The 19,918-nt window shown below is 59.5% G+C and carries 16 protein-coding genes; 9 read left to right on the top strand and 7 right to left on the bottom strand.

Translation table 11 applies throughout. From position 1 onward, the window contains the following. The first annotated feature begins 2 nt into the window (after positions 1–2). The 7 genes from O3S81_RS12930 to dnaE all read left to right on the top strand — a co-directional run bounded on the left by O3S81_RS12930 (position 3) and on the right by dnaE (position 11,451). On the top strand, positions 3–743 hold the full coding sequence (locus O3S81_RS12930) for a biotin--[acetyl-CoA-carboxylase] ligase (protein WP_269343746.1): 741 nt from the start codon (positions 3–5) through the stop codon (positions 741–743). Positions 744–947: 204 nt separating this feature from the next. Continuing rightward, on the top strand, positions 948–2,615 hold the full coding sequence (locus O3S81_RS12925; RefSeq protein ID WP_269343745.1) for a ribonuclease J: 1,668 nt from the start codon (positions 948–950) through the stop codon (positions 2,613–2,615). Positions 2,616–2,927: 312 nt separating this feature from the next. Then, positions 2,928–3,197, top strand: coding sequence for a DUF1467 family protein (locus O3S81_RS12920; protein WP_269343744.1), 270 nt, complete (start codon positions 2,928–2,930; stop codon positions 3,195–3,197). A gap of 762 nt (positions 3,198–3,959) precedes the next feature. Beyond that, positions 3,960–5,282 (top strand): proline--tRNA ligase, encoded by a 1,323-nt coding sequence (proS, locus tag O3S81_RS12915; protein ID WP_269343742.1) that lies wholly within the window; start codon positions 3,960–3,962, stop codon positions 5,280–5,282. 125 nt (positions 5,283–5,407) lie between these two features. Beyond that, positions 5,408–6,715: a lipoprotein-releasing ABC transporter permease subunit gene (locus O3S81_RS12910; RefSeq protein ID WP_269343740.1), complete on the top strand. Its 1,308-nt coding sequence runs from the start codon at positions 5,408–5,410 to the stop codon at positions 6,713–6,715. Positions 6,716–6,730: 15 nt separating this feature from the next. After that, entirely contained in the window at positions 6,731–7,414 is a 684-nt protein-coding gene (locus O3S81_RS12905; protein ID WP_269343739.1) for an ABC transporter ATP-binding protein, read from the top strand. 536 nt (positions 7,415–7,950) lie between these two features. Next, positions 7,951–11,451, top strand: coding sequence for a DNA polymerase III subunit alpha (dnaE, locus tag O3S81_RS12900; RefSeq protein ID WP_269343738.1), 3,501 nt, complete (start codon positions 7,951–7,953; stop codon positions 11,449–11,451). 11 nt (positions 11,452–11,462) lie between these two features. Here dnaE and O3S81_RS12895 read toward each other — a convergent pair whose 3' ends face one another. The 3 genes from O3S81_RS12895 to O3S81_RS12885 all read right to left on the bottom strand — a co-directional run bounded on the left by O3S81_RS12895 (position 11,463) and on the right by O3S81_RS12885 (position 14,537). Further along, the gene (locus O3S81_RS12895) at positions 11,463–12,701 is read right to left on the bottom strand and encodes a L,D-transpeptidase family protein (protein ID WP_269343736.1); all 1,239 of its coding nucleotides are present in this window, start codon (positions 12,699–12,701) and stop codon (positions 11,463–11,465) included. Positions 12,702–12,875: 174 nt separating this feature from the next. Then, positions 12,876–14,159 (bottom strand): DNA polymerase IV, encoded by a 1,284-nt coding sequence (locus O3S81_RS12890; RefSeq protein WP_269343734.1) that lies wholly within the window; start codon positions 14,157–14,159, stop codon positions 12,876–12,878. 69 nt (positions 14,160–14,228) lie between these two features. After that, positions 14,229–14,537 carry a DUF3572 domain-containing protein gene (locus O3S81_RS12885; protein WP_269343733.1) on the bottom strand — a complete coding sequence of 103 codons (309 nt, stop codon included), beginning with the start codon at positions 14,535–14,537 and terminating at the stop codon, positions 14,229–14,231. A gap of 129 nt (positions 14,538–14,666) precedes the next feature. On the opposite strand from O3S81_RS12885, the gene O3S81_RS12880 reads away from it, so the two are divergent. Continuing rightward, positions 14,667–15,038, top strand: a complete 372-nt coding sequence (locus O3S81_RS12880) for a response regulator (protein WP_003521498.1) — start codon at positions 14,667–14,669, stop codon at positions 15,036–15,038. Positions 15,039–15,056: 18 nt separating this feature from the next. Continuing rightward, complete coding sequence (locus tag O3S81_RS12875; RefSeq protein ID WP_269343732.1) at positions 15,057–16,427, top strand: PleD family two-component system response regulator; 1,371 nt, start codon at positions 15,057–15,059, stop codon at positions 16,425–16,427. A gap of 892 nt (positions 16,428–17,319) precedes the next feature. Here the strand turns inward: O3S81_RS12875 and rpmG are convergent. The 4 genes from rpmG to O3S81_RS12855 form a co-directional block, all read right to left on the bottom strand. Beyond that, the gene (gene rpmG / locus O3S81_RS12870; protein WP_003496403.1) at positions 17,320–17,487 is read right to left on the bottom strand and encodes a 50S ribosomal protein L33; all 168 of its coding nucleotides are present in this window, start codon (positions 17,485–17,487) and stop codon (positions 17,320–17,322) included. 87 nt (positions 17,488–17,574) lie between these two features. Further along, the gene (locus O3S81_RS12865; RefSeq protein WP_269344424.1) at positions 17,575–18,741 is read right to left on the bottom strand and encodes an MFS transporter; all 1,167 of its coding nucleotides are present in this window, start codon (positions 18,739–18,741) and stop codon (positions 17,575–17,577) included. A 17-nt stretch (positions 18,742–18,758) separates the two neighbouring features. Then, the gene (locus O3S81_RS12860) at positions 18,759–19,385 is read right to left on the bottom strand and encodes an NUDIX hydrolase (protein WP_269343727.1); all 627 of its coding nucleotides are present in this window, start codon (positions 19,383–19,385) and stop codon (positions 18,759–18,761) included. 62 nt (positions 19,386–19,447) lie between these two features. Further along, a complete protein-coding gene (locus O3S81_RS12855) occupies positions 19,448–19,891 on the bottom strand; it encodes a DUF983 domain-containing protein (RefSeq protein ID WP_269343726.1) in 444 nt (147 codons plus the stop codon). Between the last annotated feature and the right edge of the window lie 27 nt (positions 19,892–19,918).

The following is a 19,918-nucleotide window of genomic DNA, read 5'->3' as shown; positions in this document are numbered from 1 at the left end:
GGATGTCCATCGATGACTTCCGGCACGAGGCGATGGCGGAGACGCCGTCGACCAATCTGGAATGTTTCGCCCGGGCGCGGGCAGGTGATGGCGGCAACCTGTGGGTTACCGCCATCCGCCAGACCGGTGGTCGTGGCCGTCGTGGCCGTCCATGGGTCTCCGAACCCGGCAATCTTTACGCCTCGCTTCTTCTGATCGATCCCGCGCCGATGGAGCGCATCGGCTCCCTGCCGCTTGCTTTCGCGCTTGCGGTCTATCGCGCCATTCGCGCGGTGCTGCCGACGGGTGGTGAGCCGCTCGAAATCAAATGGCCGAACGATGTGCTGATCGGCCGCCGCAAGACCTGCGGCATCCTGATGGAGGCGGAGCTGCTGTCCGACGGACGGCGTGCCATCGTCATCGGCATCGGCATCAACATTGCCCATAAGCCGGACAATCCGCTCTATCCCGTCACCATGCTTTCCGAACATGGCGCGTCCTGCTCGCCGGATGAACTCTTCGCCCATCTCTTCCGCGAAACGGCGGAGGTTCTGCGGGACTGGGACGAGGGCAGGGGCGTTTCCGGCATCATGGCCGGCTGGCGGGCCGCCGCCTGCGGTATTGGCGAACACATCACCGTCAATTTTCCGGACCGTTCGATTGGCGGGCGTTTTGTCGGAATTGATGATAATGGTTATCTGCTGCTGGACGAGGACGAGGGCGCAAGGCGCTCCATCGCCGCCGGCGACGTGTTTTTCGGATGAGGTGAACGGTGCGGCCGAGGAGCCCGCGCCGAACCGGATCCCGGAGGTTGGAGCTTTCCTGCGGCTCATGAAATGCAGGGTGACAAACCGGTTCCGCATCGGCCCGGTCGATCAGATGGTTCAACAGGTCCGATGCTGGATAGAGGTGGCGGGCGCGGCAAATTGCCGGCGCCTGCGCGCTTTCGTGAATGGATAAGAAAAACAATGGCTAAACAGGACGAACTGGTCTTTGTGCCGCTTGGCGGCGTGGGTGAAATCGGCATGAATCTGGCGCTTTATGGCTACGGGCCGGAAAGCAAGCGCCAATGGATCATGGTGGATTGTGGCGTGACCTTCGCCGGCCTGGACCTGCCGGGCGTCGATCTGGTGCTGCCGGATATCAGTTACATCGCCGAGCAGAAAAAGAACCTCAAGGGCATCATCATCACCCACGCCCATGAGGACCATTATGGTGCGCTGAACGATCTCTGGCCCGGCCTCAACGTGCCGGTCTATGCCTCGCCTTTCACCGCCGGCATGCTGGAAGCCAAGCGCGCCTATGAGGGCACCCGTGCCGAAATTCCGGTGACGATCTTCAAGGCCGGCGACCGCATCAATGTCGGTCCGTTCGAAATCGAGGCGGTTGGCGTCAATCACTCCATTCCGGAGCCTATGTCGCTGGTTATCCGCACGCCGCTCGGCAATGTCATCCACACCGGTGACTGGAAGATCGACGAGGCGCCGTCGCTCGGTCCGTTGACGGATGAGGCGCGTTTCCGCGCCATCGGCGAAGAGGGCGTGCTGGCGCTGATGTGCGACAGCACCAATTCGGTGCGCGATGGTGTGTCGCCCTCCGAACACGAGGTTTCCGAAGGCCTGCGCCAGATCATCGAAAGTGCCGAAGGCCGCGTGGCCGTCACCACCTTCTCCTCCAATGTCGGGCGCATCCGCTCGATTGCGCAGGCGGCGGAAGCGGCCGGCCGCGAGGTGCTGTTGCTTGGCTCGTCACTGAAGCGGGTCGTCAACGTTTCGCAGGATCTCGGCATCATGGAAGGCATCAAGCCGTTCCTGGCCGAAGACGAATATGGCTATATTCCGCGTGACCGTGTCGTGCTGATCCTGACCGGTTCGCAGGGCGAGCCGCGTGCAGCCCTCGCCAAGCTTTCGCGTGATGAGATGCGCAATGTCGCGCTGGCGTCCGGCGATACCGTAGTGTTTTCCTCGCGTGCCATTCCCGGCAATGAAAAGGCCATTATCGATATCAAGAACGGCCTGATCGAGCAGGGCGTGCATATCGTCACCGACAATGAGGCGCTGGTTCACGTTTCCGGCCATCCGCGCCGCAATGAACTTCTGAAGATGTATGAATGGACCAAGCCGCAGATCGTCGTGCCCGTGCATGGTGAAGCGGCGCATCTGGTGGCGCAGAAGGAGCTGGCCGAACAGGCCGGTATTTCCCAGGTGCCGAAGGTGCGCAACGGCAATGTTCTGCGTCTGGCGCCCGGCCCCGCGGAAGTCATCGACGACGTGCCGCATGGCCGCGTCTTCAAGGACGGCAATCTCGTTGGTGACATGGACGAGATGGGCATCAGCAACCGCCGCAAGCTCTCCTTCGCCGGCCATGTCGCGGTTAATGTCGTGCTGGACAGCCGTTACGACTTCCACGGCGATCCCGATGTCGTGCCTTTCGGCCTGCCTGAGTTCGATGACGAGGACGAGGCGATGGAGGACACGCTTTATGACGCCGTGCTCGGTGCGGTCGAAAGCATTCCGCGTGCCCGCCGCAAGGATCTGGATCTGCTGCGCGAAGCGGTGCGCCGCGCCGTGCGCGCCGCTGCCAACCAGAGCTGGGGCAAGAAGCCGATCGTGACCGTGTTCGTCACGAAAGTCTGAGCCGGAGAGGCAGGAGCTTTCGGGCGATAGTATCATCCGCACTCCGTCACCCCGGACCTGGTCCGGGGGCCAGCGCGATCAAGTTCTTGATCGCGTAAAGACTCGTCTCACGGCGTAGACGCGCCGTGGCTGGATGCCGGATCAAGTCCGGCATGACGGAGGAGCGGTCGCACGCCTTCGTCAGCGACCTGACGGCACCTGCTCAAAGCGCGGTTCTGGTCGTCCTCCCAAGGCTTTTTGTGCTTCTTGCGGAGAAATGATTCCGGTTCTGCGATGAATGCGTTACAAGAGCGCATTGTGCAGGAGGATCACATGCCGCTTCTTTCGCTCTTTGCCGTTTATTTCATCGTCTGGTGGACGGTGCTTTTCATCGTGCTGCCTATCGGCTTGCGCACGCAGGCGGAGGAGGGCGAGGTGGCGTTGGGCACGGTGGCGAGCGCGCCATCGCGTTTCCGGGGCGGGCGGATCGTTCTGTGGACGACCCTGATCTCCGCCCTGATCTGCGGGCTCTGGTATGGCGGAACCTGGTGGTTCGACGTGAGCCTTGATGATCTTCCGAGGATCATTCCCGTTTTCGACTGAGGTATCGGTATTCGCCGGCAGCCTTGACAGGGCGCCTTCGTCACCAAGGCGAGGACGCCGAGAGAATGCACGGCCCTTTGCCTTCGACTTCAATGGAATGCAGTCCACCGAGACATCTAAACCGGACGACGGCGGCTGAAGCCGGCAGGGAAACGGTTACGACGCGCTAACGGCGCGGCCTGTTCCGCCAGGGAATGCGCGGAACACTGTCATATGGATGTCATCTCTGTCGTGCAAACAGCATGAGCGTGTCTGGCGGCTGATTCATCGCCATAATTTTACCGGAATAGCGGGCCGGGGCGCTTTTGTGTGCTGAGATCAAAAAAAAACAAGGCCTTTCAGCCTTGTTTTCCAGGTTTCGCGTGATCTGTAACCGTTGCCGGGGCTGCGAACGAGCGCGCCTAAGATCTGATCCTCCCAAGACTGACCGCGAAAATGACAAGAATTTAAACTTCCTGCCTCTTTTGTAAGCTAAAGCTAGCTCAAACCCCCATGCTTGTCATCTCATTTTTTGCATAATTGTTACAGTCGGCAAAAAATTCCCTGTGGTGCGATTTGTCGCACCGGATCAAGAATAATATTTCGACCAAAGCGTTTTGACGCGAATTAGCTGTCGTGAAAATACCCTGAAATGGCCTTTGATGCTCTTTTCATGGCGGGTTTTCTTCTTGGCGGGAAACGGCTATATCCGGCGCCAATATCCCTCTATTCGGGGCGATTCCCGCGCCTTTGGCGCTGTCGTCCGTATCAATGGAAGCCGTCATGCGTCTTAGCCGTTATTTCCTGCCCATCCTGAAGGAAAACCCCAAGGAAGCCGAGATTGTTTCTCACCGCCTCATGCTGCGCGCCGGCATGATCCGGCAGCAATCGGCTGGCATCTATTCCTGGCTGCCTCTTGGCAAGCGGGTGCTGGACAAGGTCAACAAGATCATCCGCGAGGAGCAGAACCGCGCCGGTGCCATCGAGCTTCTGATGCCGACGCTGCAGACGGCCGAACTCTGGCAGGAAAGCGGTCGTTACGATGACTACGGCAAGGAAATGCTGCGCATCAAGGACCGCCAGGACCGCCAGATGCTTTACGGCCCCACCAATGAGGAGATGATCACCGACATCTTCCGTTCCTATGTGAAGTCCTACAAGAACCTGCCGCTGAACCTCTATCATATCCAGCTGAAGTTCCGCGACGAGGTGCGTCCGCGTTTCGGCACCATGCGCTCGCGCGAGTTCCTGATGAAGGATGCCTATTCCTTCGACCTCACCAAGGAAGACGCGATCCATTCTTATAACAAGATGTTCGTGGCCTATCTGCGCACTTTCGAGCGTCTTGGCCTGCGCGCCATTCCGATGCGTGCCGATACCGGCCCGATCGGCGGCAACCACAGCCATGAATTCATCATTCTGGCCGATACCGGCGAATCCGAAGTCTTCTGCCACAAGAGCTTCCTTGACCGCGCCATTCCCGCCGAAAGCACCGATTTCGACGATGTCGCGGCGCTGCAGGGCGTGTTCGACGAGTGGACGGCCGATTACGCCGCGACGTCGGAAATGCATGACGAGGCCGCCTACGACGCCATTCCCGATGGCGAGCGCCTTTCCGCGCGCGGTATCGAGGTTGGTCACATCTTCTATTTCGGCACCAAATATTCCGAGCCGATGGGCGCGAAGGTGCAGGGCAAGGACGGCAAGGAACACCCTGTCCACATGGGTTCCTATGGCATCGGGCCGACACGCCTTGTTCCCGCCATCATTGAAGCATCGCATGATGAGAACGGAATCATCTGGCCGGCTTCGGTCGCTCCTTTCGATGTCGTGATCATCAACATGAAGGCTGGGGATGCGGCCTGCGATGCGGCTTGTGAAAAGCTGTATTCCTCGCTCTCCAACGTCGGCAAGGATGTTCTTTACGACGATACGGACGACCGTGCGGGCCAGAAATTCGCTACCGCCGATCTGATTGGCGTGCCGCTGCAGATCATTGTCGGCCCGCGTTCGGTTGCGAATGGCGAAGTCGAAGTGAAGGATCGCAAGAGCGGCGAACGGGAAACCGTGACGATCGAAGCGGCGATGAACAAGGTGCTTGGCTAAGCGCCAGGGAAAGATGGGAGCGGCTTCGGGCGAAGTCCGCTCCCCTTTCGCAGCGCGGGTGCCGCAGAAATAGAGGCCGGTTTTCGGAAAAGACCGGCCTTGCAGTGTGAGATCAGGGAGACGACATGGCACAAGCCGAGGCTGAAAAGGGTGCGGCTGTTTCCGCCGGGGCAAAGACCGCCCGGCCGTTTTCCGCTTTTGAACGTATGGTGGCCTGGCGCTATCTGCGCTCGCGGCGCAAGGAAGCCTTCATTTCCGTCATTGCCGGGTTTTCCTTTGTCGGCATCATGCTGGGCGTGGCGACGCTCATCATCGTCATGGCGGTGATGAACGGTTTCCGCACCGAGCTGATCTCCCGCATTCTCGGCATCAACGGTCATATGATCGTGCAGCCGATCGACCAGCCCTTCAACAATTACGATGAACTGGCGAAGAAATTCGCCGCCGTTCCCGGCGTCACCATGGCCCTGCCGCTGGTGGAGGGCCAGACGCTGGCCTCCGGCCGTGGCGGTGCGGGTTCCGGCGCGCTGGTGCGCGGCGTGCGGCAGGAAGATATCGACAAGGTCAAGGAAGTCGCCACCAACATCAAGACCGGCGATCTCGTCGGCTTCATGGCGGGTGATGGCGTTCTCGTCGGCTCGCGGCTCGCCGCCCAGCTGGGCGTGACGGCGGGCGACGATATCACGCTGATTTCGCCGGAAGGCGACGTGACGCCGATGGGCGTCAATCCACGCGTCAAATCCTACAAGATATCGGGCGTCTTCGAGATCGGTATGTCGGAATATGACGCCTCGATGATCTATATGCCGCTGTCCGAGGCGCAGCTCTATTTTAATGCCGACGGCATCGTGCAGTCCATCGAGCTTTATGTCAGTCGTCCTGATGATGTCGACGGCATCCGTCCGCTGGTGGAGCAGGCGGCCGGAAGGCAGATATATATCACCGACTGGAGACAGAGGAACCAGACCTTCTTCTCCGCCCTGCAGGTGGAACGAAACGTGATGTTCATGATCCTCACCCTCATCGTTCTGGTGGCGGCGCTGAACATCATTTCCGGCCTCATCATGCTGGTGAAGGACAAGGGCAGCGACATCGCCATTCTGCGCACCATGGGGGCAAGCTCGGGCTCGGTGATGCGCATCTTCTTCATGACCGGGGCAGCCATCGGCATGGTCGGTACCTTTGCCGGCGTGGCGCTTGGCGTCATCGTCTGCCTCAATGTGGAATCGATCCGCCAGTTCTTCTCGTGGATTTCCGGCACGGTGCTGTTCGATCCGCAGCTTTATTTCCTGAGCCAGCTTCCGGCTGAAATGGATATCAGCGAGACCATTTCCGTTGTCATCATGGCGCTCACGCTCTCTTTCCTGGCAACGATCTTTCCGGCCTGGCGGGCTTCCAAGCTCGATCCGGTGCAGGCCCTGCGTTACGAATAAGGACCGCTTCGCAATATGGCAAAAAAAACAGTGCTGCGGCTTACCGATGTCGAGAGAACCTATGGTCAGGGCGAGACATCGCTTTCCATTCTGCGCAAGGCCGATTTTGAATTGAAGAGCGGTGAGATGGTGGCGCTGGTCGCCCCTTCGGGCACCGGCAAATCGACGCTGTTACATCTGGCTGGGCTTCTCGAACATCCTGATGCCGGTGAGGTCTTCATCAACGGCGCGCCCTGCAACGGCCTGCCGGATGAAGCGCGTACCGCGATCCGTCGCAGCGATATCGGTTTCGTTTATCAGTTCCATCATCTCCTGCCGGAATTTTCGGCAGTGGAAAATGTGATGATGCCGCAGCTCATCGCCGGTCTCACGCAGGCAGAAGCCCGCAAGCGTGCCAGCGCGCTGCTCGACTATATGCGGGTCGGTCATCGCGGCGAACATCGCCCTGCCGAACTCTCCGGCGGCGAACAGCAGCGCGTCGCCATCGCCCGCGCCGTCGCCAATGCGCCGCTCCTGCTGCTGGCCGACGAGCCGACCGGCAATCTCGATCCGGAAACCGCGCATTATGTTTTCGATGCGCTGGAGGCGCTGGTGCGCCAGTCCGGCCTCGCGGCGCTGATCGCCACCCACAATCACGAACTCGCTGCCCGCATGGACCGACGGGTCACACTTGCTGACGGCAAGATCGTCGATTTCTGACCTCGTTTGCACGAGGCCGGTCCTCGTGCATCCCATGCGCCCGCAGCACTTGAGACGATCACTTCCGTCATGGAAGTGACGGTTCTGGAAGGGGTCATGTCGAGCGGGCGAGTCGGCCCGTCAGCACCCTGCAAGGGATGCCTGTTCTCCACATCTGAATTTTTTCCGAACCCGGAGGTGTTTTTGCCTCCGGGTTTTTTCGCTTTGGAGTCAGGGGCTTGTTGCACCTCATCGGGGAACCGGAGGCGATTCTGCTGCATTAGCAAGAGGAATATCAGCAGAACCCTGTTGACAATCGAACAAAATGAGAACAAAGTTGGAACATAACGAGTAAGGAGAGACCAATGACTGATTTCATCCGTGACGTTGCCGCTTTCGCCTCCATCGCTGTCTTCGTTGCCAGCTTTTCGGTGATCCTCACCGCCCTGTGAAGAAGACACCGGCGCAGAAGCCTGTATGGATACCGCAAAATGGTGGACATTAAGCGCCGGAAATCGGAAAATCGCCCCCTCGATTCAGAATGACAGGAAGACGATATGGGCGATACGGTTGTGCGTGGAGAGACCTCTGGCGAAACGCTGAAGACCCCCGGTTTTGTCCATCTTCGGGTTCATTCCGCATACTCCCTGCTTGAGGGGGCGTTGCCCCTCAAGAAAATCATGACCAAGGCGGTTGGGGACGGCCAGCCGGCCATTGCCATTACCGACACCAACAATCTTTTCGTCGCGCTGGAATTTTCCGAAAAGGCGCGGGACGAAGGTCTGCAGCCCATCATTGGCTGCCAGCTGTCCATCGACATGCAGGATGTGGCGGAGGATCGCCGCAACCATAACAGCCATCTTCAGAAACTTCCGGCCATCGTTCTCCTCGCCGCCAATGCGGAAGGCTATGAGCGGCTGGTGGATCTCGTCAGCCGCGCCTATCTGGACGGTGAGGGCAGCAGCCATTCCGTGCACATTACCCGCGCATGGCTGGAGGAAGCTTCCAATGCCGGCCTCATTGCGCTGACCGGCGCTTCCGGTGGCCCTGTCGATATGGCGCTGAAGGAAGGCCACGCCGTGCAGGCGAAGGAGCGGCTGCTGGCACTTAAGTCACTCTTCGGTGACAGGCTTTATATCGAATTGCAGCGCCAGTCCGGTTACGATCGCTCCCATGAGCGGCGCCTGATTGGCCTTGCTTATGAGCACGACATTCCCCTTGTTGCCACCAACGAGGCGTTTTTCCCGTCCAAGGCCGATTACGAGGCACATGATGCGCTGATGGCGGTGGCGCACAACGCCATCGTGTCCGATGACAGCCGGTTCCGCCTGACACCCGATCATTACCTCAAGAGCCGTGCGGAGATGACGGCGCTGTTTGCTGATCTTCCCGAAGCGCTGGAGAATACCGTCGAGATTGCGCTGCGCTGCTCCTATGTGCTGAAAAAGCGAGGCCCGATCCTGCCGCGTTTCACCGGCGCCAGCGAAGATCCGGAAGCGGCCGAACGTGCTGAAGCCGAGGAGCTTCGACGGCAGGCGGTGGAGGGGCTGGATCAGCGTCTTGCCGCCCTTGGCATGGCGCCCGGTTATACGGAACAGGAATATCGCGAGAGGCTGGATTTCGAACTCGGCGTCATCTCGCGCATGAAGTTTCCCGGTTACTTCCTGATCGTTGCCGACTTCATCAAATGGGCCAAGCAGCATGATATTCCGGTCGGGCCGGGCCGTGGCTCGGGTGCGGGCTCGCTCGTCGCTTATGCGCTGACGATTACCGATGTTGATCCTCTGCGCTTCTCGCTGCTGTTCGAACGCTTCCTTAATCCCGAACGCGTTTCGATGCCCGACTTCGATATCGACTTCTGCCAGGATCGCCGCGAAGAGGTGATCCGCTACGTGCAGGCCAAATATGGCCGCGAGCAGGTGGCGCAGATCATCACCTTCGGTTCGTTGCAGGCGCGTGCGGCTCTGCGCGATGTCGGCCGTGTGCTGGAAATGCCCTATGGCCAGGTGGACAAGATCTGCAAGCTGGTGCCCAACAACCCGGCCAACCCGACGCCGCTGTCGAAGGCGATCGAGGAAGAGCCGCGCCTGCAGGAGGAGGCGGACAAGGAGCCGGTGGTCGCCCGCCTGTTGGATATCGCTCAGAAGATCGAGGGGCTTTACCGCCACGCCTCCACCCACGCCGCCGGTATCGTCATCGGTGACCGCCCGCTCTCCAAACTCGTACCGATGTATCGCGATCCGCGATCCGATATGCCGGTCACCCAGTTCAACATGAAATGGGTGGAAAGCGCCGGCCTCGTCAAATTCGACTTTCTCGGCCTGAAGACGCTGACGGTGCTGAAAGTTGCCGTCGATTTTGTTGCCAAGCGCGGCATCAAGGTCGATCTCGCGGCAATCCCGCTCGAAGACGCCAAAACCTACGAGATGTTGTCGCGCGGCGAGACCATCGGCGTGTTCCAGGTGGAAAGTGCGGGCATGCGCAAGGCGCTGATCGGCATGCGCCCGGACTGCATCGAGGACATCATCGCGCTGGTGGCGCTTTATCGTCCCGGTCCGATGGAAAACATCCCGGTCTATAATGCCCGCAAACATGGCGAGGAGGAGCTAGAATCGATCCATCCGACCATCGACCATCTGCTGAAGGAAACGCAGGGCGTTATCGTCTATCAGGAACAGGTGATGCAGATCGCCCAGGTCCTCTCGGGTTATTCGCTCGGCGAAGCCGATCTTCTGCGCCGCGCCATGGGCAAGAAGATCAAGGAGGAGATGGACAAGCAGCGCGAACGTTTCGTTGATGGCGCCATCAAGAACGGCGTCTCGAAACCGCAGGCCGACACCATCTTCGACCTCCTGGCGAAATTCGCCAATTACGGCTTCAACAAGAGCCATGCCGCCGCTTACGCCATCGTGTCCTACCAGACCGCCTATATGAAGGCGCATTATCCGGTGGAGTTCCTCGCGGCCTCCATGACGCTCGATATGGCCAACACGGAAAAGCTGAACGATTTCCGTCAGGATGCCGGCCGTCTCGGTATCGAGGTCGTGGCACCTTCGGTGCAGACCTCTTTCCGGCAATTCGAGACGGGTGAAAACCGCATTTATTATTCGCTCGCCGCCATCAAGGGCGTGGGTGAGGGGGCGGTGGAGCACATCGTTGAAGTGCGTGGCGACAAGCCGTTCACCAGCCTGGAGGATTTCTGCCTGCGCATCGATCCCAAGCAGATCAACCGGCGTGTGCTGGAAAGCCTGATCAATGCCGGCGCCTTCGATTGTTTCGGCCGTGACCGCGCCGAACTGATCGGCGGGCTGGACCGCATCATCGGTTATGCCCAGATGGCGCAGAACAACCGCACCATCGGCCAGTCGGACATGTTCGGCTCCGGTGGCGGCAATGGCCCGGAAAAGCTGATCCTGCCCGCCTTCCAGTCCTGGCTCGCCTCGGAAAAGCTGCTGCGCGAATATCAGGTGCTCGGTTTTTACCTTACTGCCCACCCGCTCGATACTTACCGTCCGATCTTGGAAAAGTTGCGTGTGCAGAATTTCGCCGATTTTTCCGCCGCGGTGAAACAGGGGGCCACCGCCGGGCGTCTGGCCGGCACCGTGACCGGCAAGCAGGAGCGCAAGACCCGCACCGGCAACAAGATGGGTATCGTCACCTTCTCGGATGCTTCAGGGCAATATGAGGCCGTATTGTTTTCCGAAGGGCTCGGCCAGTTCCGTGATCTGCTGGAAGTCGGCAAATCGCTCGTCATTACCGTACAGGCGGAGGAGCGGCCGGAAGGCATCGGCCTGCGTATCCAGACGGCTCAGTCTCTGGAAGAGAAATCCGTGCAGATGCAGAAGGCACTTCGGGTTTATGTACGTGATTCCGGCCCGCTGAAAACCGTTGCCCGTCACCTGAACACAAAGGGCGACGGATCGGTCTATTTCATCGTCATCAAGGATGAAGGCAGCCGCGAGATCGAGGTGGAATTGACGGAGAAATACCGCATTTCACCGGAGATCGCCGCCGCGTTGCGGTCCGCACCCGGCGTCGTTGATGTCGAACTGGTGTAGGGCGAAAGCCCTCACACCGGTCCTTCCTTGGTGACGGTGATGAAGTCCGTTCCCATGCCTGTCTCCAGCTGGTGACTGAGATCGGAAACGGTGATCGAACTGCCGCTTGAAAGCTCCTGCTCGATCCGGTTGCGTACCTCCGCGGGGATTTCGAGGCGGCTGAGCACACCGCTCAACTGGTCGAAACCGCCGGGCGCTTCGGTAACGGTGATGCCAAGCCGCTTGCGGGCAGCGGCCGGAAGATGATTTTCGAGCGTCACGCCGTTCCATTCGGCGGTTCCGGCTGCGCGATCCACGGAAACAGCCTCGAAGAAATGGGTTCCGAGCGCCACTTCCGGGTCCTTGATATCGATGGCCGCTTCAAACAGCGGCTTGAAGTCCTGTCGCACCATGATCTGGCCGTTCGGTGGATGATCTTCACCGGCGGAAGCGTAAAGCGCTGCCACAAAGGCGTCGGTCAGAAGCGGCCCGGTGGTTTTCAGCCCTTTCCACCGCTTGAACCCGTTAATGGCACTCACCGTCATCTCGCCGGCGTAACCATCGGCAGAACCGGCGTCGAAACCTAGACGCGTCAGCACGGTCTGGACGTCCATCACCTTTTCCCGCTCGCCACGCCTTGTAATGAGAATGCGCAGCGGCGAGGGGAGCTTGGTTTTTGCCACCGGTTTGATGGCTTGCGTCTTTTCATTGACGGCAACCTCGACCGTACCCAAAGCCGCATCGAAGGTCGCCGGGCGCAACTCTACATCCGAGAGAAGCAGCTTGCCGTCATCGGCATCCTCGCGCGGCGCAAACAGCGTCGGATGCTGCACGAAACGCAGCGAGACCGGGCGATCGGTGATGATGACATGCACGCCGGTCTGCGTGTCTCCGAAGAGTGACTTCGCGAATTTCGATGGCAGGCGCACGCAGCCATGCGAGGCCGCATAGTTCGGCACCTTGCCTTCGTGCAGCGCGATGCCGGACCATGTCAGCCGTTGCATGAAAGGCATGGGCGCGGCCGAATAGATATTCGACTCGTGGTATTTGCGCTTTTCCAGAATGGAGAAGATACCGCTCGGCGTCTCATGCCCCGGCTTGCCGGTGGAGACTTTCGAGGTGGCGATGATCTCGCCATTTTCATAAAGCGAGAGCGACTGGTCGCTTTTGGACACCAGGATCTGCAGCGATCGGCTGTCGGCGGCAAGCGCCGGAAAGGCAAGAATGCTGGCCGACAGCATGCCGGTCAGAAGACTGAGGCGAAGGGACATGACGCAATACACCACATGCACAAAACTTCCCTCACTCAACCATGCGAAGTTTAATGAAGTTTAAGGAAGCCGCGGCCGCGACATCACGAATTTGTGTAAAATCTAAAATACCTCGGGCACGAGGTGATGGTGGACGCGGGTGGACAGGTCTCGCGCATGGCCGCCTTAAGGTCCCTATTTGCGGGTGCCGAAGGTATAGCCGGTCTCGACGCTGCCCTTGCCGAACTTGTCGCGCAGCTTGTCCATCGCCGCTTCCGCCGCCGCCCGCCGCCCGGCTTGCCGGTCGACCAGATCGGGTGGATCGGCGAGGCCGGCGTCGCGCAGGTCGCTGACACCGATGCCGATGAGGCGGAATTTCGTGCCGTCGGTTTCTTTTTCCAGCAGCGCGAGGCCGGTCCGGAATATGCGGTCGGCTAGCTGGGTGGGGTCGTCCAGCCTGCGGTTGCGGGTGCGGCTCTTGAAGTCGGCCGTCTTCATCTTCAGCACCACCGTCTGGCCGGCAATACCGCTTTTCTTTAGCCGCCAGGCCACCTTTTCGGAAAGCGATCGCAGGATCGGAACGAGGTCCTCATGGCGGGAAATATCGTTGAAGAAGGTGGTTTCGGACGAGACGCTTTTGACCGGATCATTATTATGCACATGCCGTTCGTCAATGCCGCGCGAGAGCCGGAACAGCCGCTGCCCCATCACACCGTAACGGCGCATCAACTCGCTCTCTTCCATCTCCTGCAATTGCGCGATCATGCGGATGCCATCCGCCTCCAGCGTCGCGGCAAAGGCCTTGCCGACGCCCCAGATGGTCGTAACCGGCCGCGCCGCCAGAAAGGACAACGCTTCCGCTTCGCCGACAACCGAAAAGCCGCGCGGCTTTTGCAGGTCTGAAGCGACCTTGGCGAGAAACTTGCAATAGGAAAGCCCCGCAGAAACACTCACCCCCACCTCTTTTTCCACGCGCCGGGCGAATTTCGCCAGCACCCGCGCGGGCGGATCGTGATGCAGCTTCTCGGTACCTGAGAGATCGAGAAACGCCTCGTCGATGGAAAGCGGCTGCACCAGCGGCGTCAATTCCTGCATCATGGCCCGGATTTCGCGGCCGACACGGCTGTATTTTTCCATATCCGGCCTGATGACGACTGCGTCGGGGCAGGCTTCCAGCGCCTTGAACATGGGCATGGCGGACCGCACGCCGTGGATGCGGGCGATATAACAGGCGGTGGAAACAACCCCGCGCTTGCCGCCGCCAACGATGACCGGCTTGTCGGCCAGTTCCGGATTGTCGCGTTTTTCGACCGAGGCGTAAAAGGCGTCGCAATCGATATGGGCGATGGTCAGATCGTAGAGTTCGGAATGGTAGAGAAGACGCGGGCTGCCACAGGCGCGGCAACGCCTCAACCCCTCTGGCTGGCCGGCCAGACAGTCGCGGCAAAAACCGGGATCATAGCGGTGCGACGTGGACATGAGCTGAAAACAAAACCAGAACGTCGCCGACCATACTCCGGCCGTGGCGATGGCTCAAGGGGCGTCCCGTCAATACACACCCGAATCCAGCCCCGGCCCGGAAAAATGGTGCCAGGCGGCGGCCACCGTTTCGGGGGATGTATCGGTGGCGGCACAGAACGCCATCAGGTCCGGTTCATGGCTCATCAGGAAATCGGTGAGCCCGGCCAGAAAGCCGGGATCGGTGGCGGCCTGGCGCAGCATGTTGGCCTGCAGTCCGCTCAATGCCAGAAAACGTGCCAGCATGTCCGGTTCGTTTGCCAGCCAGCCAAGTATGGCGGCCGCCGTTTCTTGCGGATCCTGGCTGGCTTTGCCTTTGTTTTTCGTATCGCGCAGCATTTCTTCCCCGAAGTTACCTATTTTGAAACCAAATCCCTCTAGCCTTGCGCAAAATGGACGATGGAATCGGTTCTCTGGCAACTTATATGTCTGGAAGAAGGTTTCAAAGTGAAACGGGGACTGCTCACCATGCCCAAGCAGGTCATGATAGTCGAAGACAACGAGCTGAACATGAAGCTCTTTCGCGACCTGATCGAGGCGTCCGGTTATACGACGATCCAGACGCGCAATGGCATGGAAGCGCTCGATCTCGCCCGCAAGCACCGCCCGGACCTTATTCTGATGGATATCCAGTTGCCGGAGGTTTCGGGACTGGAGGTGACGAAGTGGCTGAAAGAGGATGACGAATTGCACGTCATCCCGGTCATTGCGGTCACGGCATTTGCCATGAAGGGTGACGAGGAGCGTATTCGTCAGGGTGGATGCGAGGCTTATGTGTCGAAGCCGATTTCCGTTCCGAAATTCATCGAAGTCATCAAGACTTATCTGGGCGATGCGTGAGGCGACTGGGGAACGGTTATGACGGCGAGAGTTCTGGTTGTTGACGATATTCCGGCCAATGTGAAGCTTCTCGAAGCGCGGCTTCTTGCGGAATATTTCGATGTGGTCACCGCCGAGGATGGATTCAAGGCGCTGGCCATCTGCGACGAGGAGCAGGTGGATATCATCCTGCTCGATATCATGATGCCGGGCATGGATGGCTTCGAGGTCTGCGAAAGGCTGAAGGCCGACCCGAAAACCGCGCATATTCCGGTGGTGATGGTCACCGCGCTCGATCAGCCCTCGGACCGCGTGCGTGGCCTGAAAGCCGGCGCCGACGATTTCCTGACCAAGCCTGTCAACGACCTCCAGCTGATCGCCCGCGTCAAAAGTCTGGTCCGTCTCAAGGCTGTCAGTGACGAATTGCGGCTGCGTGCCGAAACCGCGCGGCAGATCGGCATCGAGGAGATGCTGCGCAGCGACGGCCTGATGCAGACGCCGGGCCGCGTGCTGGTTGCCGATGGCCGCGCCAGTTCGCAGGAACGTATCGTCCGGGCGCTGAAGCCGGTTGCCGAGGTCGATGCCGTGACGGAACCGCAGGCGGCCTTGCTCAAGGCGGCGAGTAACCCGTTTGAGCTTGTCATCGTCAATTCGAATTTCGAGGACTACGATCCGCTGCGGCTATGTTCACAGCTTCGCTCGCTGGAGCGCACCCGGTTCCTGCCGCTGCTTCTGGTGGCGGAGCAGGGGGCGGATGACATGGTGGCGCGTGCGCTCGATCTTGGTGTGAATGATTACATTCTCCGTCCGATCGATCCAAACGAACTCGTCGCCCGGTCGCTGACGCAGATCAGGCGCAAGCGCTACAACGAGCATCTGCGGCTCAACCTGCAGCACACGATGGAGCTTGCCATCGTTGACGGGCTGACGGGCCTCAACAATCGCCGTTATCTCGACAATCATCTGAAGATACTCTTCGATCGCGCCGCCGTTCGTGGCCGCCCGATTTCCATCTGCATGACCGATATAGACCGCTTCAAGCTGGTCAATGACACCTATGGCCACGATGTGGGTGACGAGGTCCTGCGGGAATTTGCAGCGCGCATCCGCAGTACGGTGCGTGGCGCCGATCTCGCCTGCCGTTATGGCGGCGAGGAATTCGTCGTTGTCATGCCCGATACGCCGATGGAGCTTGCCGCAAGCGTTGCCGAGCGCCTGAGGGCGATCGTTGAGGACCAGCCTTTTTATGTTCGTTCCATCGATCGTGAATTGAGCATCACCGCTTCCCTCGGCATCGCCACCAGCAGCGGCGCCTTCGGTGCGCCGGACGAGATATTAAAGCAGGCCGACAGGGCGCTTTACGAGGCAAAACACGCCGGACGCAACCGCGTCGTGGCGGCGGCGGCCTGAGCCGGCAGCAACGGATAAAATAAAATAGTTCATTTTTCTCCGGTTTTTCCCGGCGAAATAGTCATTCAACAATCGAGGGCAGGGCTTGCGAGACTGCAAGCTGTTGACCTTGGATGTATTTTATCATTTTACAATGAATGGATGAAATTGAGCGAGATTAATAGAGTCCAAGTTGAAAAATACATTGAATTCAATCTCTCAGAGAACTATAGTGTGCCAGCTTGGTATATTTAACCATGTTTCCGAGGTGATGTATCTCTGGCTTAAGAATTTGTTGATTTTTATTTTACTTCTGCGCACACTCCCTATTGAGAGTAACAGTTCTTCCGGCGGTTTTTCCGTCTCGTGATGGTGGGATGATGGTGGCTTTGGCCGCCCGTGATTTCGCTGCTCAGGGGCTGGTATTGCGTAGTTTGAATGCCCCATGATGCTCAGGTCCGCCGCATCTCCTGAATCGTGGGGTCGGTCGGCTGACGATGTCCGAATCGGTTCCTCGTGCCGTAATCGCATCGTTGGCCGACCGCCTTCTTCCCGAAATTCGCCTGTTGCAGCGCTGCCCGCCTTGAGAGGGTGAACGGCGCTCTCGTGCTTTTAAGCGGCCTGTTGCGCTTTCCAGAGATCAGGTTCGATGTGCGGTCGCACTGGGTTCCCGCCCGTCGCGTGGGCCTGTTTGGCGTCGCTGGCGCATCTCTCGGGAGGGGCAGAATCAGAATATCGATGTTGGCTGAGTATGATTCCTGGATCTGCCGGTCGGGCAGGGGCCATGGCCTGCGAAAAAAGCAGGGTTGTTTCAGGCTGGGAGGGGCGCATTTGCGGCCAGCCGGTCCATACATGCACAAACAAAAAACGCGCCCATTGGGCGCGCTATTTGCCGGAATACCGATCAAGCAGATTACTTGATCTTGGTTTCCTTGAATTCAACGTGCTTGCGTACAACCGGGTCGTACTTCGTCTTCGTCATCTTGTCCGTGAACGTACGGCTGTTCTTGGTGGTGACGTAGAAGGTACCGGTGTCGGCTGTCGACAGCAGCTTGATCTTGATTGTTGTAGCTTTCGCCATGGTCGTCCTGCCTTTAAACAAAAGAGAAGCCAGGCGCTTCTCACCTCGGCTAAATCTGGCGCGAAACTACGTATCGCGCCCGAAAAGTCAAGCCTGTTTTGCCCGGAAAACAAAACGGACGACATAAAGCACCACGTAAAGCCCGAAAAATACGGCGAGCGACCAGGCAAAGCCATCGGTTCCGGCAATGTCCATGGAAATGCCGACAGCCTGCGGACCGGCAATCGTGCCGACGGCATAACAGAAGATGAAGGCGGCATTGGCGGCGACCAGATCGGCACCCTTCAGGCGTGAGCCGAGATGGGTTAGGCCGACCGTATACATGCCGGAAACAAGCCCGCCCCAGAACAGCAGCAAGGCCGCCACCAGCATCCAGCTTTCCACCAGGAAAGGCAGTGCCAGCGTGCCGCAGACGCCCGCAAAGGCCATCAGCCCCAGCATGGTTCGCCGGTCCTTCATGTGGTCGGAAAGCAGGCCGATCGGGATCTGGAAGACCATGTTGCCGATGCCCATCACGGTGAGCAGAAGGGCGGCCTGCGATTCGTTGAAGCCTTCACGGGTAGCGTAGATCGGAAAGAGTGAAAGACCGCCCGCCTGCACCGAGCCGAAGACGAAGGCCGCGGCGGAAGCCATGGGCACCAGCCAGACATAACGCACGAAATGGTGGTTGGGCCGCTCGTCCAGCTCCGGGCTTTCACTGCGCGCCACGAAGATCGGGATCGCCGCGAGCATGATGATCGCCGCACCCACCAGAAACGGCAGGATGCCCTCACTGCCGACCACGGAAAACAGCAGCGGCCCGACTGCAAAGCCGACAGCGAGGCCGGTGGCATAGATGCCGAGAACCATGCCGCGTTTCTTCGACGGCGCGGTCATGTTGATCCAGTATTCGGAGAGAATGAACAGCGTGGTGGTGGCGCCGTGGAAGACGATTCGGAGCGGAAACCACATCCAGAAGGCCTCGGCGAAATAAAAGCCGAGTGCGCTGACCGCCGAAATGAAGACCGCAAACAGCATGGTTCGCGCCACGCCGAAATCATGGGCGATCTTGGTGGTCACCGGTGCCGCCATCATCGCCGCGACGCCGGCCATGGCCGAGTTCACGCCGATCATGGTGGAGGAGATGCCACGCTTTTCAAGGATGATCGACAGGAGCGGCAGGCCAAGACCGATGGCGACACCAACCGCGCTGATGGCAGAAATCGCGGCGATCAGTGAGGGCCAGTGAATGGCGTCCGCTTCTTCGCATTTCATTTGTGACATGACGGCCTTTATACAAAGTCTCGAATGAACCGGCCGTGGCGCGTGACATAGAGCCGCGCGGGGCTTTCAAAGGGTAATGAGGGATCACCTATCATGAGTTTTGTGACATCTTCGAGAACCGTACGCGTGATTTTGGGCATGTTCAGACCGGAAAGGTCTGTCATGTCAAGCCATTGCACACCGTGCAACTCGTCGGAATCCCGTGTTAGCCGGGTATCGAGCCCCAATTCATCGGTATAACAGCAAAAGAATCGCGTGTCGTAACGTCGAACATTTCCGGGTGGGGTGATGGCGCGCGCCACATAACGAAAACGGGAAAGATCCGGACCGTCGGCGCTGAGTCCCAGATCCATGCCGGTTTCCTCGAAAAGTTCGCGCGCGGCGGCCAGCGCCAGTGCTCTTGCACCGGCGGCACTCAGGCGGCGCGCTGCGGAAGCGGTGAGGCTGTGAAGGACGGCGGGATGCAGATCGCCGGAAAAGGGCAGCGCATGGTCACGTGGATCGCGCTTGCCGCCCGGAAATACGTAAGCACCGGGCATGAAGACGTGGGCGCTGCTGCGTTGGCCCATCAGCACCCTGAGCTGCGGACCGGAACGGTCGAACAGGATGATGGAGGCGGCATCGCGCGGCCGCATGGGCGCGCCTGCCGTTTCGGCATCCCGGGAGCGCTGAGGCTCTTGCAAGGTCCCGCGCACCGTCAGTGAGACGAGCCGTCTATCTGCGCTTTTGGTTGTTTTCGGTCGAAGCCGTGCATCCTTAGCGCCCATTGCAGGCCGATGACGCCGCCCTTGATGGGCTGCAGCGTCAGGAGCGCGGCCAGGATGGTGATCGGCACCCAGATGGCGAAATGCACCCACATGGGCACGGAAAACACCATGTCTGTCATCATGAAGCCGCCAACGGCGATATGGCCGATGATGACGATGGAAATATAGGGCGGCAGGTCGTCCGAACGGTGATGGTGCATTTCCTCGCCGCAGGCCGCACAGGCATCCACCGGCTTCAGGAAGGCCCGGAACAGGCGGCCGCTGCCGCAGGCCGGACAGCGGTTGGCCATACCCCGCATGATCGAGCGGCCAAGCGGCCGTTCCGCACTGCTATCTCCGAAGGTGACCGTTTCCGAGCCCTGATGTGCACTCATCCCTAAGTCCTTCTCCCGCTTTCAACC

This window comes from Agrobacterium sp. SOY23, from assembly GCF_027212525.1.
GTDB classification, from domain to species: Bacteria; Pseudomonadota; Alphaproteobacteria; order Rhizobiales; family Rhizobiaceae; genus Agrobacterium; species Agrobacterium tumefaciens_I.
This window is presented reverse-complemented; position numbering and strand designations above follow the sequence as displayed.

Excerpts from the sequence above, each read along its gene's own strand:
- O3S81_RS12910 (WP_269343740.1), top strand. The coding sequence starts at position 5,408 with ATGGCACAAGCCGAGGCTGAAAAGGGTGCGGCTGTTTCCGCCGGGGCA.
- O3S81_RS12920 (WP_269343744.1), top strand. The coding sequence starts at position 2,928 with ATGCCGCTTCTTTCGCTCTTTGCCGTTTATTTCATCGTCTGGTGGACG.
- O3S81_RS12890 (WP_269343734.1), bottom strand. The coding sequence starts at position 14,159 with ATGTCCACGTCGCACCGCTATGATCCCGGTTTTTGCCGCGACTGTCTG.
- dnaE (WP_269343738.1), top strand. The coding sequence starts at position 7,951 with ATGGGCGATACGGTTGTGCGTGGAGAGACCTCTGGCGAAACGCTGAAG.
- O3S81_RS12880 (WP_003521498.1), top strand. The coding sequence starts at position 14,667 with ATGCCCAAGCAGGTCATGATAGTCGAAGACAACGAGCTGAACATGAAG.
- O3S81_RS12855 (WP_269343726.1), bottom strand. The coding sequence starts at position 19,891 with ATGAGTGCACATCAGGGCTCGGAAACGGTCACCTTCGGAGATAGCAGT.
- O3S81_RS12895 (WP_269343736.1), bottom strand. The coding sequence starts at position 12,701 with ATGTCCCTTCGCCTCAGTCTTCTGACCGGCATGCTGTCGGCCAGCATT.
- O3S81_RS12860 (WP_269343727.1), bottom strand. The coding sequence starts at position 19,385 with ATGCGGCCGCGCGATGCCGCCTCCATCATCCTGTTCGACCGTTCCGGT.
- O3S81_RS12905 (WP_269343739.1), top strand. The coding sequence starts at position 6,731 with ATGGCAAAAAAAACAGTGCTGCGGCTTACCGATGTCGAGAGAACCTAT.
- rpmG (WP_003496403.1), bottom strand. The coding sequence starts at position 17,487 with ATGGCGAAAGCTACAACAATCAAGATCAAGCTGCTGTCGACAGCCGAC.
- O3S81_RS12865 (WP_269344424.1), bottom strand. The coding sequence starts at position 18,741 with ATGAAATGCGAAGAAGCGGACGCCATTCACTGGCCCTCACTGATCGCC.
- proS (WP_269343742.1), top strand. The coding sequence starts at position 3,960 with ATGCGTCTTAGCCGTTATTTCCTGCCCATCCTGAAGGAAAACCCCAAG.
- O3S81_RS12875 (WP_269343732.1), top strand. The coding sequence starts at position 15,057 with ATGACGGCGAGAGTTCTGGTTGTTGACGATATTCCGGCCAATGTGAAG.
- O3S81_RS12930 (WP_269343746.1), top strand. The coding sequence starts at position 3 with ATGTCCATCGATGACTTCCGGCACGAGGCGATGGCGGAGACGCCGTCG.
- O3S81_RS12885 (WP_269343733.1), bottom strand. The coding sequence starts at position 14,537 with ATGCTGCGCGATACGAAAAACAAAGGCAAAGCCAGCCAGGATCCGCAA.
- O3S81_RS12925 (WP_269343745.1), top strand. The coding sequence starts at position 948 with ATGGCTAAACAGGACGAACTGGTCTTTGTGCCGCTTGGCGGCGTGGGT.